This is a genomic window from Embleya sp. NBC_00888 (assembly GCF_045207655.1).
GTDB lineage: Bacteria > Actinomycetota > Actinomycetes > Streptomycetales > Streptomycetaceae > Embleya.
The window spans coordinates 269,499-283,371 of record NZ_CP108785.1 but is presented as its reverse complement, the minus strand read 5'-3'; the positions used below and the strand labels follow the sequence as shown (position 1 = coordinate 283,371).

8 protein-coding genes and 2 pseudogenes are annotated in these 13,873 nt (G+C 68.7%); 3 read left to right on the top strand and 7 right to left on the bottom strand.

Going from position 1 to position 13,873, the window contains the following annotated elements; genetic code table 11:
• Positions 1–2: 2 nt before the first annotated feature.
• Both OG948_RS35330 and OG948_RS35325 read right to left on the bottom strand, forming a co-directional pair.
• Positions 3–1,571: an FAD-dependent oxidoreductase gene (locus OG948_RS35330; RefSeq protein WP_331769087.1), complete on the bottom strand. Its 1,569-nt coding sequence runs from the start codon at positions 1,569–1,571 to the stop codon at positions 3–5.
• 61 nt (positions 1,572–1,632) lie between these two features.
• Positions 1,633–2,136: a PhzA/PhzB family protein gene (locus tag OG948_RS35325; RefSeq protein ID WP_331769086.1), complete on the bottom strand. Its 504-nt coding sequence runs from the start codon at positions 2,134–2,136 to the stop codon at positions 1,633–1,635.
• Positions 2,137–2,733: 597 nt separating this feature from the next.
• On the opposite strand from OG948_RS35325, the pseudogene OG948_RS35320 reads away from it, so the two are divergent.
• Positions 2,734–3,790 (top strand): annotated as a pseudogene (locus OG948_RS35320) (integrase core domain-containing protein); the annotation flags it as partial.
• A 282-nt stretch (positions 3,791–4,072) separates the two neighbouring features.
• Positions 4,073–4,264: pseudogene (locus tag OG948_RS35315) on the top strand (integrase); the annotation flags it as partial.
• 203 nt (positions 4,265–4,467) lie between these two features.
• On the opposite strand, the gene narI reads toward OG948_RS35315, so the two are convergent.
• The 5 genes from narI to OG948_RS35290 form a co-directional block, all read right to left on the bottom strand.
• Entirely contained in the window at positions 4,468–5,187 is a 720-nt protein-coding gene (gene narI, locus OG948_RS35310) for a respiratory nitrate reductase subunit gamma (RefSeq protein ID WP_331769085.1), read from the bottom strand.
• On the bottom strand, positions 5,184–5,882 hold the full coding sequence (gene narJ, locus OG948_RS35305) for a nitrate reductase molybdenum cofactor assembly chaperone (protein ID WP_331769084.1): 699 nt from the start codon (positions 5,880–5,882) through the stop codon (positions 5,184–5,186). The genes narI and narJ overlap by 4 nt, the downstream gene beginning before the upstream one ends.
• The gene (gene narH, locus OG948_RS35300) at positions 5,879–7,537 is read right to left on the bottom strand and encodes a nitrate reductase subunit beta (RefSeq protein ID WP_331769083.1); all 1,659 of its coding nucleotides are present in this window, start codon (positions 7,535–7,537) and stop codon (positions 5,879–5,881) included. Before narH ends, narJ begins: the two co-directional genes overlap by 4 nt.
• Positions 7,537–11,268 carry a nitrate reductase subunit alpha gene (locus OG948_RS35295; RefSeq protein WP_331769082.1) on the bottom strand — a complete coding sequence of 1,244 codons (3,732 nt, stop codon included), beginning with the start codon at positions 11,266–11,268 and terminating at the stop codon, positions 7,537–7,539. The genes narH and OG948_RS35295 overlap by 1 nt, the downstream gene beginning before the upstream one ends.
• Before the next feature lie 350 nt (positions 11,269–11,618).
• A complete protein-coding gene (locus tag OG948_RS35290; RefSeq protein WP_331773395.1) occupies positions 11,619–11,978 on the bottom strand; it encodes a cupin domain-containing protein in 360 nt (119 codons plus the stop codon).
• A gap of 546 nt (positions 11,979–12,524) precedes the next feature.
• Here OG948_RS35290 and OG948_RS35285 point away from each other — a divergent pair.
• The gene (locus OG948_RS35285; RefSeq protein ID WP_406300440.1) at positions 12,525–13,814 is read left to right on the top strand and encodes a nitrate/nitrite transporter; all 1,290 of its coding nucleotides are present in this window, start codon (positions 12,525–12,527) and stop codon (positions 13,812–13,814) included.
• Positions 13,815–13,873 lie beyond the last annotated feature (59 nt).

Here is a 13,873-nt window from a genome sequence, read left to right as displayed (position 1 = left end):
TGTCAGTCGGTGGCCGCGGCCTTCCCAGCGAGCGCACCGAAGGTGAGGGCTTGGCCGAGCGTCGTGCCGGTGCCGGGATAGGCATAGCCGAAGGGGCTGGCCGCCGCGTTGCCCGCCGCGTACAGCCCGGGGACCGGTCCGCCGTCGATGTGCAGCACCCGCCCGTCCCCGTCGGTGCGCGGCCCGCCCTTGGTGCCGCCGAGCCCCGCGTGGACCGGCACGGCGTAGAAGGGCCCCTCTGCCAGCGGGCGCAAGGTGGGGTGCGGCGCCAAGCGGTCGCCCATCGCCCGGTCGTACGCGCCGGTGCCACGGCCGAAGTCGGGGTCGGAGCCGTCCCGCGCGGCTGTGTTGAACCGCTCGACCGTCCAGGCCAGCGTCTCGGCCGGCACGTCCATGTGCTTCGCCAGCTCCGCCACCGTCTCCCCGCGCGCGAGCCACGGCGGATCGGGCGCGCCGGGCAGCACCGGGCCGACCGGGTATGAGGCGCGGTGCGGCGCGTCGAAGACGAGCCACGAGGGGTTGCGCCCGAACCGGAAGCCAGAGGAGTCGAACGAGGTCAGCGCCCGGCCGAGATCGTTGTAGTTCTGCGCCTCGTTGGCGAACCGGCGGCCGGCGGCGTCGACCATGATCGCCCCGGGTCTGGCCCGCTCGGCGAAGAGCATTCGGTACAGCGGCTCGCCCTCCATCGAGTCACCGGGGGCATGCATCGCGGGGCACCACCAGGCCTCCGCCATGTTGCCGAGGGCCGCGCCCACCGAGATCGCCATGCGGAGCCCGTCGCCCCGGGCTCCCGGCGCGCCGATCACACCGCGGACGGGGGCGCGCAGGAAGGCCGCGACCAGGCCCGGATCGCGTTCGAAGCCCCCACTGCCCAGGACGACCCGGCCGCGTAGCCGCTCACCGCCCGCCGTGACACCGCCTCGCCCGTCCCGGTCGTCGCTCACGAAGCCCTCGGCCCTCGCCGACGTCCTGACCTCCACGCCTGCGGCAACCGCCGCGGCCAGCAGTCCGGCCACCAGGGCCTGTCCGAGCGTGGCCGTGCCGGTCCGCCGACGCTCGTCGACGACCTCGGGTGAGATCCGACCCGTCGCCATCTCGGTGAGCGTCGCGGCAAGCCGCCACGGCAGGGGAGGGCGTACCAGTGCGGTGACGGACGCGGGGGCGCGCAGTGGCTGGGGCTCGACCGAACGCCCGCCCTCGGCCGCGCCCCCGGGCAAATCGCTGTGGCAGTCGGGAAAGGGCAGCGCAGACCACCGCAGCGCCGTCACGTCCTCCAGCCAGCGCAGGACGCGCGGGGCCGCGTCGACGAACCGGTCGCAGACCGCCAGATCGGTGTCGCCCGCCGCCAGCGAACGCAGATAGCGGTGGGCTCGATCCGCGCTGTCCAAGGGGGCCGACGACTGGCGCACATGGTTGCCGGGAACCCATACCGCGCCGCTGGACAGGGCGGTCGTCCCGCCCACCGACGTCGTCGCCTCCAGCACGGTCACGGCCGCGCCTGCCTCGCGCGCGGCCAGGGCGGCCGCGAGCCCAGCGGCGCCGGAGCCGACGACGATCACGGAGCCGGGCACGGCCGCCGTTCTTCCACCACTCGAGTCGCCCCTCGTTCCGCCTGGGGAGCCGTTGCCGATGTCAACTCGGGATCCCGGCCCGCTTGACGAGCGGTACCTCGATGCCGAGGGCCCTCATCTGCTGGCACGGGTTCATGAACTCCCGAACCTCGGTGATCTTCCCGTTGTCGAGGCGGAACGAGTGGATGAAGTGGTTCTCGTAGTAGCCGGGCGGATAGTCGGGGAACAGGATCTGCCCCTCCCCGTCGCACTCCACCCAGAAGTGGTTGGGGTCCTGGGTCTCGAAGATCTGGATGTTGGTCCAGCGCCAGTCCGGGAACATCTCCAGAGACCACGCGGCCATACGGCCGAGGTTCTCCTTGCCGGTCACGGCCGCCGGCTGACCGGTGTCAGTGGTCCACAGGCCGCCGCGCGCGTCCTCGGAGAACAGCCGATGTCTGTCCAGACGGGGCGTGCCTTCCGTCACCCGCAGGTACTCCTCGACTGTTGCGCGATTGCGCCGCCTCAACTCCGTGTCGCTGCCGAACCCCTGGTTCGCGCTGTCGGGTGTGTTCTCCTCGGTCACGATCGAACCACCAATGTGTTCGCTGAGGGCTTGGTTGGCACCTGTCGAACCTAGTCGAGTCGCCCGACGTGTTGGACTACCCATTCAGGTAGTAAAGCCGCAACCTCCGCGGCGTGTCCGGGTTCAGGTGGTCGCGGTCTGGGTCTCGAGGATGCGGATGAGCAGGAGGGCAAGCCAGCACAGAACGACGTGGGCGCGGATGCGCTCTTCGAGCCGGCGGTGGACGGGCGGCAGGTCGCCGCGAGCCGCGATGCCGCGTCCGGATCGGCGCGTTGCCGGCCGTTGACGCCGACCGCATCGCCGGCGTCCGCCGCTCGATCACACCCACGACCCCACCACGACTACGGAACAAAGCCGTTCTCTTTACAGACCCCTCTGAACCTCACCGGCCCGGGCGTGAGTAATCAGGGAGCGGGAAGTCCCGGGGCCCGTGGGTGAACGTCACGGGGTGCCCGGCCGTTCGGTGAGGAAATCGCGCGACTTCTCCCGTTGCCAATTCGGTTCGGCGACGACATTGGCGGTGGCAAGGGCTGTCCTGGTCGAATACTCGGCCACTGGCTTTGACCCGGGGCTTCGTCTGCGCAGATGATCTCGGCCGTGGCTGCTCGGATGCTGTACCAGTTCGTCGTCCAGGTGTTCTCGTGGATGGTGCTGCTTGCGCGGTCGTCCCCGTCGAAGGACGCGGAGATGCTCGAACTCCGGCACGAGGTCGCGGTCCTGCGCCGGGTGAACCCGAGGCCGCGGTTGTCGTGGCCGGACCGTGCGGTGCTGTCCGCCCTGGCCCGGGTGCTGCCGAAGGGGCTTGCGGGCGCACCGGATCGTTACGCCGGGCACCCTGTTGCGCCGGCGCCGCCGTCTGGTCGCCGCGCGGTGGCGGCAGCCGCGCCCGCCGGGCCGGCCGCCAATCCCCGACGACGTGGTCGCGCTGCTCATCCGGTTCGCGGCCGAGAACCGCACCTGGGGTGTTGTCCGCATCCAGGGCGAACTGCGGCGTCTGGGCCACCGGGTGGCCGCGTCCACCATCCGTCGGATCCTGCGCGCCCGGCGGATCCCGCCGCCCGGGCGGCGGGACGACTCGTGGCAGACATTCCTGCGCGCCCAGGCCGACTCGCTCCTCGCGATCGACTTCTTCCACGTCGACACCGTGACGCTGAGGCGGATCCACGCCGCGGTCGCCATCGAGGTACGCACCCGCCGGGTACGCCTGCTCGGCGTCAACGCGCATCCGATCGGCGCGTGGGCGGTCCGGGTCGCCCACGAACTCGTCGCCGACCTCGAAGACGCCAGACACCGGTTCACGCACCTTATCCGCGACCGGGACGCGAAATTCACCGCCGCGTTCGACGAGGTGTTCGCCTCAGCCGGCATCAAGGTCGTGCCCACCGCGCCGCAGACGCCGCGGATGAACGCGTTCGCGGAACGCTGGATCGCCTCCGCCCGCCGCGAATGCACCGACCGGCTCCTCATCGCCGGCGAACGCCACCTCGACGCCTACGTCGAGCACTACAACACCGGCCGCAGCCACCGAGGCGACGGCTTGCACCTACGCGCCCCGGACGGCGACCCGACGGTGCTCGCATTCCCGGCTCGGCCCGACCGGCTCCGCCGCCATCGACGACTCGGCGGACTTATCAACGAGTACCAGTCGGCAAGCGTGAAAACCCAGATCAGACCCGGTAGTCGGGTTATCGACCAGCACAGGCCCAGGCCGCCTGCAACCTCGCCATGGACCTCGAAGACGCCGACGCCAGGGCCGCGTTCCTCATCCGCGACCGGGACGGGAAGTTCCCCGGGCTGTTCGACGAGATCCTCGCCGACGCCGGGATCCGCACAGTCGTCACCGGCGTCCGCATACCCCGTATGAACGCGGTCACGGAGCCGGGTCCGCACCTGCCGCCACGAACTCCTCGACCGCACACCGACCCGGAATCGGCGTCACCTGCTCCGTGCGCTGCGCGAGTTCGAACGGCATTACAACGCGCACAGGCCGCACCGAACGCTCCGGCAGGCGCCGCCGCTCCGTGCGCTGCCCGAGCCGATCACCGACCCCGACGAACTCCAGCGGTTGCGCATCCGCAGACAGGATGGACTCGGCGGCACCATCCATGAATACCGACATGCCGCCTGAACAGCGCGGATGGTGCTTCCGGCACCCACAGGGTGCGGCGGAAGCCGATTCCGCATTCTGCGGCGCCGGCGACTCTCCAGGTGGTCCCTTCGTCGGAAGCAACGCGGCCGGATCCGCGAGGAGAACTGCCTGGCTCGCCCGGTTCGGGCTCGTCGGGCTCGGCCGCAGTGTCTGCGGCCGGTGGTCCCGGGCCGGCACGAGTGTCAGCCCACTCGGTCCCAGCCTCGTCGTGGTTTGTGGCTGCCGAGCTGTGTGACATCGCGTCTGCGGTAGACGATATAGGGACGGGTCAGATATCCGAGCGGGGCGCTGAACACGTGGACGAGCCGGGTGAAGGGCCACAGTGCGAAGAGCGTCATCGCGATCAGCCCGTGGAGCTGGAAGCCCAGTGGCGCCTCGCCCATGAGTTCGGGGTGCGGGTCGAAGCGGAAGATCCCGCGGAACCAGACCGAGACACCGTCTCGGTAGTCGTAGTGCTCGAAGATATTGGCCGCCACCGTGTTGAACAGGCCAAGGAAGATCACCGCGGCGAGGAAGAGGTACATCACCTTGTCCATCCGGGTGGTGGCCGAGAATACCGGGCCCACGGTGCGCCGACGGTAGATCAGGATCACCATCCCGACGACCGTGGCCAGCCCCGCCAGCGCGCCGACCGAAAAGGCCAGGAAGTGGTAGAGCCCTTCGGACACGCCGACCGCTTCCGTCCAGCTCTTGGGGATGCCCAGTCCGATCACGTGGCCGAAGAACACCCCGATGATGCCGAAGTGGAACAGGGGGCTGCCGATCCGTAGGACGCGGTTCTCGTAGAGCTGGGAGGAGCGGGTGGTCCAGCCGAACTTGTCGTAGCGGTAGCGCCACAGATGTCCCAGGACGAAGGCCGTCAGGCAGATGTAGGGGAAGACCACGTACAGGAACTGATTCACGTGCGGGCTCCCGGGAAGGTCGGCGTGGGCAGCAGGGTCGTCCCGCGCGACGCGGCGGGGCTGAACCGGGGATTGGCGAAGGGTGCGAGCCCGACCTCTTCCTCGGGTGGCCCCTCTGCGGCGAGCCGGCTTACGGCGTCTCGCTCGTCGCCGCGCAACGGCGGCAGGGTTGCGGTGACGGCTGCGACCAGGCCGGCCCACGGAGAGTCCATGTCCCGCAGCGACAGCCGTAGCAGCTCAAGGCCGGCCCGGTGGTCGAGCATCAGCCCTCGGCCGAGCTCCCCGTCGACCGTTGCGGCGAACTCGAGCACGACGCACAAGTGGTCGGGCAGCTCCGTATCGTCGAGCGTGAAGCCGGCGCGCAGGTAGACCTGCTTGAAGCGAAGCAGAGCGAGCCCTCGTTTGCGGGTGTCCCCGTGGGCGAAGTAGGTCAGGAACAGGTTGCAGCGTCTACGGGTGTCGAAGGTCTCGACGTACTGTGCCTGCAACTCCGCCAGCGGCGTGGCCTCCAGTTGCTCCACGGAGTCGCGAATCGTCCCGCCGAGCGCCGAGGGCAGTTCCCGCAGCGCCGACCGGACCAGCGCGATCCGTCCGGGGAGCTCTTCGTCCGGGTAGTCCAGCAGGAGGGAGACCGACTGCCACACGATGGTCAGCTGGTGCGAAGCCGGCGCAGGCTTCGCGCGAGCCCTGCTCAAGAGTCCGACCCCTTCGAGGGGAAGAGCCCGGAGGGAGAGCCCTTGCCATCCCAATTGAGCAGGTTGACCCGTTTGCCCTTGTCGTCAGGGCCCGCCAGGGAGTCGGAGGTCTGCCGGTCCTGTAGCATCTGGAAGTTCTCCACCGCGATCGGTGTCGGGACGCCCGATCCTTCCCCGAACGGGCCGGAACCGCCCATCCCGGGCCCGCCCTCGGAGTCGAGCGAGCATTCCGTTGCCAGCTCTTCCAGGGAGTGGGCCTGCTCGCTGTGGGCGGGCGGGATGACGTAGCGTTCGTCGTACTTCGCGATCGCCAACAGTCGGTACATGTCATACATGTCCTCCTCGCTCATCCCGACGGCGGCGGGGATCGAGGCGTCGGGCTCGCGGCCCATGTTGATGTCGCGCATGTAGCACCGCATCGCGGCGAGCTTCTTCAGCACGGCGTCCACAGGCGAGATGTCGCCGGCGGTGAAGAGTTCGGCGAGGTACTCGACCGGGATCCGCAGCGCGTCGATCGCGGCGAACAGATTGCCCCGGTTCTCGGCGTCCTCGCCGGTCTCCTTGACCACGTCGACTACCGGGGACAGCGGCGGGATGTACCAGACCATGGGCATGGTGCGGTATTCCGGATGCAGCGGCAGTGCCACCTTGTAGGTGTTGATCAGGGCGTGGACCGGGGAGCGCTGGGCGGCGTCGATCCAGTCGCGGGCGATGCCGGCGTGCTCGGCCGCACGCACCACCTCGGGGTCGGACGGGTCGAGGAAGACGTCACGCTGGGCCTCGTAGAGCCCTTGCTCATCGGTGGTGGACGCGGCCTCGAGCACCTTGTCGGCGTCGTACAGCATCAGGCCGATGTAGCGCAGCCGGCCGACGCAGGTCTCGGAGCAGATCGTGGGCTGCCCGACCTCGATGCGGGGAAAGCAGAAGGTGCACTTCTCGGCCTTGCCGGTGCGGTGGTTGAAGTAGATCTTCTTGTAGGGGCAGCCCGAGACGCACATCCGCCAGCCGCGGCACTTGTCCTGGTCGACGAGGACGATGCCGTCCTCCTCGCGCTTGTAGATCGCACCGCTGGGGCACGAGGCGGCGCACGAGGGGTTCAGGCAGTGCTCACAGATGCGCGGCAGGTAGAACATGAAGGTCTGCTCGAACTCGAACTTCACCTTGTCCGCGATCTTCTTCAGCAGTGGGTCCCGGTGACCGTTGGTCGTGGAGCCGCCGAGGTCGTCGTCCCAGTTGGCGGACCACTCGATCTTCATGTCCTTGCCGGAGATCAGCGACTTGGGGCGCGCGACCGGCGTGTGCTCCTGGGCAGGAGCGTCGGTGAGCGTGGAGTAGTCGTAGGTCCAGGGTTCGTAGTACTCACCGATCGAGGGGAGCTTGGGATTGGAGAAGATGGTCAGCAGCTTCTTGAACCGGCCGCCGCCCTTGAGCGTGAGCCGGCCGCGCTTGTTGAGCGTCCAGCCGCCCTTCCACTTCTCCTGGTCCTCGTAGGTGCGGGGGTAGCCGAGCCCAGGCTTGGTCTCGACGTTGTTGAACCAGATGTACTCGGTGCCGGAGCGGTTGGTCCAGGCCTGCTTGCACGTCACCGAGCAGGTGTGGCAGCCGATGCACTTGTCGAGGTTCATCACCATCGCCATCTGTGCCATGACCCTCATCAGTAGGTCACATCCTGCGAGCGCTTGCGGATGACGGTGACCTCGTCGCGCTGGTTGCCGGTGGGGCCGAGGTAGTTGAACGCATAGGTGAGTTGGGCGTAGCCGCCGATCAGATGCGTGGGCTTGACCAGCAGGCGGGTGAGCGAGTTGTGGATGCCTCCGCGCTTGCCGGAGGTCTCGGCGATCGGTACGTCGATGAGCCGGTCCTGTGCGTGATACATGTACACCGTTCCCTCGGGCATCCGGTGGGACACGATCGCCCGGGCGACCACGACGCCGTTGCGGTTGACCGCCTCGATCCAGTCGTTGTCCTCGATCCCGACCTTCGCGGCGTCCCGGTCGCTCATCCAGATGTTCTGGCCGCCCCGCGAGAGGGAAAGCATGAACAGGTTGTCCTGGTATTCGGAGTGGATGGACCATTTGTTGTGCGGGGTGAGGTAGCGCACGGTGAGCCCTTCGACGCCCTGGCCGTCGGAGCCGTCCGAGACGTTGCCGAGAGAGGGTTCGGCGAACAGTGCCGCCATGTTCAGCGGTGGTCGGTAGACCGGAAGTCCCTCGCCGAGTTCGGTCATCCAGTCGTGGTCGAGGTAGAAGTGCATCCGCCCGGTCAGCGTGTGCCACGGCTTTTTACGCTCGACGTTGATGGTGAAGGGTGAGTACCGTCGGCCGCCGCTCTCCGATCCTGACCACTCCGGTGACGTGATCACGGGCACGGGCGGGCCCTGGGTGTCGGCGAAGGTGATCTGTTTGCCCTCGTGCTCCTCGGCAAGGTCGGCCAGCCGCACGCCGGTTCGCTTCTCGAGAGTCTTGAACCCCTGGGTGGCGAGCGCCCCGTTGGTGGTGCCGGACAGCGCGAGAATCGCCTCGCAGACGTTCACATCGCGCTTCAGCGACGGCCGGCCTGCCGCCGCACCGGTCCGGACCGTGCCGTTCTTGCGCCGCAAGTAGTCCACCTGTGCGCCGAGTTCGAAGGTCACCCCCTTGGTGGTCGCGCCGAGCGTGTCCACGAGCGGGCCGAGTGCGTTCATCTTCTCGGCCACGGCTCCGTAGTCGCGTTCGACCTCGACGAGCCTGGGCATCGTGACCCCGGGGACCGGCTCGCACTCGCCCTTCTTCCAGTCCCGCACGGTTCCGTGCGGGTTCGCCATGGCGTCCGGGGTGTCGTGGGTGAGCGGAAGGGCCACCACGTCCTTGCGGACCCCCAGCCGGGTGGCGGCGAGCTCACTGAACTTCTCGGCGATCGTCTGCCAGGCATCCCAGTCCGTGCGGGTCTGCCAGGGCGGTGCGATGGCCGGGTTGAAGGAGTGCACGAAGGGGTGCATGTCCGTGGTGTTGAGGTCGTGCTTCTCGTACCAGGTGGCGGCGGGCAGCACGACGTCGGAGAAGATCGTGGTGCTGGTCTGCCGGAAGTCGATCGTCATCAGCAGGTCGAGCTTGCCCTCGGGGGCCTCGGCGTGCCACTTCACGTCGACCGGACGTCGGTTCTGCGGTGTCTCGGTGGCCCGTACCGAGGAGTCCGCGCCAAGGAGATGCTTGAGGAAGTACTCGTTGCCCTTACCGGACGAGCCGAGCAGGTTGGCCCTCCAGATGGACAGGATGCGCGGATGGTTCTCGGGGGCGTCCGGGTCCTGCCCCGCGAACTCCAGGGCACCCGACTTCAACTGCTCGACCACGTACTCGCCCACCGAGGTCCCCGCCGCGGCGGCCCGGTCGCTCAGGTCGAGCGGGTTCTCGTTGAACGTCGGATAGGACGGCATCCAGCCCATGCGCGCGCTCTGCGCGAGTACGTCGGCGGTGCTCATGCCCGCGAGCTGCCCGCTGCCGGTCTTGGCGGACAGAGTGTCGGCACCGAACTGGTCGTAGCGGAACTGGTTGGTGTGAAGATACCAGTACGCGGTCTGGATCATGTTGCGCGGCGGCCGGTTCCAGTCCAGCGCGTTGGCGATCTGTGTGTAGCCGGTGAGCGGCCGGACCTTCTCCTGGCCGACGTAATGCGCCCAGCCACCGCCGTTGACCCCCTGGCAGCCCGTCAGGTTGGTGAGGGTGAGGAACGCGCGGTAGATCGTGTCGGAGTGGAACCAGTGGTTGGTTCCGGCGCCCATCACGATCATCGAGCGGCCCTTGGACTCCTCGGCGTTCGCGGCGAACTCGCGTCCGACCCTGGCCGCGGTGGAGGCCGGGACACCGGTGATCGTCTCCTGCCATGCCGGGGTGTAGGGCGACTCGGCGTCGTCGTACCCGGCGGCCCATTCTCCCGGAAGGCCGTCTCGGCCCACGCCGTACTGCGCGAGCAGCAGGTCGTAGACGGTGGTCACCAGGTGGCCGTCGACCCGCCGGACCGGCACACCGCGCGGCAGATCGGCCGCCGCACCGTCGGGGGTGTCGAAGCGCGGGAAGCGGACGAGCACGCTCTCCTGCGAGGTGTCCATCAGCGTCAGCTGGGGGTCGACATCACCGAGTTCCAGATTCCACTTGCCCACACCGGCCTCGCCGTAGCGGTGCCCCAGAGATCCGCCCGGAATGGTCGGCTGCCCCGTCCGCGCGTCGACGAGCACGGTCTTGAACGCGGCGTTCTCCTCATGCCGGTGCTCGGGGAGGTCGGAGGCGGTGAGGAACTTGCCCGCCGTGTACGTCTTCTCACCGCTCGTACCTGGTCCGGCTGCTTCGTCGAGCCGGACCAGGTAGGGAAGATCGGTGTAGGTCTTGACGTACTGCGTGAAGTACGGGGTGTGACGATCGACGAAGAACTCCTTGAGCACGACGTGGCCCATGGCCATGGCCAGGGCGGCGTCGGTGCCCGGCTTGGCCGGCAGCCATTCGTCCGCGAACTTCACGTTGTCGGCGTAGTCGGGGGCGACCGCGACGACCTTCTGGCCGCGGTACCGGGCCTCGGTCATCCAATGCGCGTCCGGTGTGCGCGTCACCGGCAGGTTGGAGCCCCACATGATGAGGTAGCCCGCGTTCCACCAGTCCCCGGACTCCGGGACGTCGGTTTGGTCGCCGAACACCTGGGGCGAGGCCACCGGGAGGTCGGCGTACCAGTCGTAGAAGCTCAGCATCGAGCCGCCGATGAGGTTGACGAACCGGGCACCGGACGCATGGGAGACCATCGACATGGCCGGGATCGGTGAGAAACCGGCCACCCGGTCGGGGCCGTACTTCTCGATGGTGTGCACGTGGGCGGCCGCGACGATCTCCGCGGCCTCCTCCCAAGTGGCACGGACCAGACCGCCCTTGCCCCGCGCGGACTTGTAAGCCCTGGACCGCAGCGGGTTCTCGACGATGTGCGCCCACGCCCGCACCGGATCTCCGTCATGCTGGGCCTTCGCCTCGCGGAACATCCGGAGCAGGACACCGCGGACGTAGGGGTAACGCACCCGGGTCGGCGAGTAGGTGTACCAGGAGAAGGCCGCGCCGCGCGGACAGCCGCGGGGCTCGTATTCCGGGGAGTCCGGGCCGACCGAAGGGTAGTCCGTCTGCTGGGTCTCCCAGGTGATGATCCCGTCCTTGACGTAGACCTTCCAGGAACAAGAACCGGTGCAGTTGACACCATGAGTGGAGCGGACGACCTTGTCGTGGCTCCACCGGTCCCGGTAGAAGTCGTCGGCATCACGACCCCCGGTCTGCGACAGGGTCCTCAGATCGGCGGAGACCGTGCCGCGGGTGAAGAAACGCCGGCTGCGCACCAACGCCTCGGCCACGGTCCCGTCCATCCCGACTTCCTTGCTCATGGCACTCCCTGTCCTTGTGTGGCTCAGCGGACGATGATCAAGGCACCGGCCGCCGTGAGGGCCACGCTGACCGCTGATGGCGAACCGACCGGATACGAGTCGGTCCCGCCGTGGGCGTCGCACACCGTCAACCAGGGCCCCTCGTATTCCGCCGGGCCTGGACTGCCACCGGCCACCGCGCTGCCCTACGATGTGCGTCCGTTCCTCCGATGGGGCACATCACGAGCCGGTTGCCATGGATGCGCCACGACGCGGGCGCTCGGACCACACCACGGCCACGATCGACATGCGAGAAGCGCACTTCCCCGCATCCGAGGCGGAGCAACGCGCCAGGCAAGTCGCCGGCGTCCTCAAGCCGGCTGCACCGATGCCGAGTTCACCGGGTGTGTGGCAACAGTGAGCAGAATGGCGGATCTCTCGAGTGCCTCGAGGCTGTGCCGGGCCGGAGGCACAATGATCATGTCGCCGGTGACCCCGTCCCACGACGCCTCCGCGCACTGCAAACGGACCCGGCCACGCAACACGAGCAGCGTGGCCTCGCCAGGGTTCTCGTGTTCCGTGAGCGACTCTCCCGCCTCCAGCGCCACGAGCGTCTGACGCAGCACGTGCTCGTGGCCCCCGTACACGGTTTGCGCGCTACGCCCCGATGCTGTCTCTGCGGCGCGTTGCATGTGCTCGCGGACCCGGGCATCCAGAGAGAATTTCTGCATGGCGCCGAGTCTGTCACTCATTCGATGATCGTCAATGACCCGCCCGACCTTGGCGGCGGCGGCATTCGTCCACGTGCGCTTGGGACTTATGGCACTACACGATCGGGCACTTCGCAGTTCGGCCGCCCGGCGGGGGAGTCGGACTCGCTCCCAGACGCGCGGGGTGCCGGGTCGGGTGGCACCGCATTCGCGACGGCCGGCCATTTCGCCGACCTCGCACGTACGGGAACATACCTATCTGCGGTGGAACACACGCGATTTCCTCACCATCACGGAGCATGGGCCGGTGGTGCCGCGGCAGGGAACGGGCCCGAACGCGCGCAGTTCCTCGCCCAGTTCGGTGGGTGAGTCGCGCAGCGCGGCACGAGCGCTCTGTGACGTGGTCCCGGTTGGCCGGTCGGCCGGTTGGTCCGGGCCGAACGGCCCTGGTGCCGGCTCGGCCGGTCGCCGAATCTGGGTGTGGAGCCATTGCCGGAAGAAGCAGGCGCCGTGTCCCGGACCATGCTTCGGCCCGTCCGGCTGCCGGCGAGACCGAGAGGGAACCTGATGCGCCAGGTGGAGGAAGCGGCGGTCGATGAGCGGGCGGATACGGGTGGCCCGGTTCGGCCCGGTGCCCGGCCTGTGGTGATGCTGCTGCTGGCGACACTGGGATTCGCGATCAACTTCTGGGCATGGGCCCTGCTGAGTCCATTGGGGCCACGCTTCAAGGACACCTTGTTCCTCAGCTCGTTCGAGCAGTCGCTGTTGGTCGCCGTGCCGGTGATAGTGGGTTCGCTGGGCCGGATTCCGGTGGGGGCCCTGACCGACCGGTTCGGTGGGCGGGTGATGTTCCCGCTGGTCTCCGCGGCGACGGTCATGCCGGTGCTGTTCCTGGGATTTGCCGGCCACTCCTCGCTCGCCGCACTGCTGACAGGCGGGTTCTTCCTCGGCATCGGCGGCACGTCGTTCGCCGTCGGCGTGCCTTTTGTGAGTGCATGGTTCCCACCCGAGCGGCGTGGCCTGGCCATCGGGATCTTCGGAGCGGGAATGGGCGGCACCGCGATCAGCGCACTCACCACGGTGAAGCTGGTCGATGCCCACGGCATGGCCAACCCCTTCCTGATCACCGCCTCCGCGCTGGCCGCCTACGCGGTGCTGGCCGCCGTGCTGCTGCGAGACGCTCCCGGGCGTACGGCGCCGACCGAGCCATTCGGCCGGCGGCTGGCCGCCACCGCCCGTCTGGGCATCACCCGGCAGGCATCCGCCCTGTACGCCGTTGCCTTCGGTGGATATGTGGCGTTCTCGGTGTACCTGCCGACCTACCTGAAGACCGGCTACGGCCTGGATCAGGCCGACGCGGCGAACCGCATGGCGGGGTTCGTACTGGTGGCGGTTGCGATGCGACCGGTAGGCGGCTGGCTGTCCGACCGCGTAGGGCCGACCCGGGTGCTCGGAGCGGCCATGGCGGTCGTGGTCGTCGGCGCAGCCGTACAGGCCGCCACGCCGACGTTGGCTCCCGTGGGCACAATCGCATTCCTGGCCATGGCCGCCGCCTTGGGCGCCGGCAGCGGTGCCACATTCGCTTTGGTCGCCCTGCTGTCCCCGGCGAACATGGTCGGAACGGTCACCGGGATGGTCGGTGCGGCCGGCGGCCTGGGTGGATTCATCCCGCCACTGGTCATGGGCACCATCTATGGTGCCACCGCCTCGTACGCCCTGGGACTGATTCTGCTTGCGGTCGTGGCACTGGCGGCGCTGGCGTACACCGTCACCGGTGTGCGCCGGGCAGCAGCCCGGCCCGCAGCGGCCGGCACCGTGCCCGCACCCGTGCAGCGAAAGAGGAGCCCCCATGTGTGAGCACTGCGGTTGCCAGTCGATCGAGGCCATTGCCGAACTGACCGCCGGGCACGACAGCG

Excerpts from the sequence above, each read along its gene's own strand:
- OG948_RS35290 (WP_331773395.1), bottom strand. The coding sequence starts at position 11,978 with ATGCAGAAATTCTCTCTGGATGCCCGGGTCCGCGAGCACATGCAACGC.
- OG948_RS35295 (WP_331769082.1), bottom strand. The coding sequence starts at position 11,268 with ATGAGCAAGGAAGTCGGGATGGACGGGACCGTGGCCGAGGCGTTGGTG.
- OG948_RS35285 (WP_406300440.1), top strand. The coding sequence starts at position 12,525 with ATGCGCCAGGTGGAGGAAGCGGCGGTCGATGAGCGGGCGGATACGGGT.
- narH (WP_331769083.1), bottom strand. The coding sequence starts at position 7,537 with ATGAGGGTCATGGCACAGATGGCGATGGTGATGAACCTCGACAAGTGC.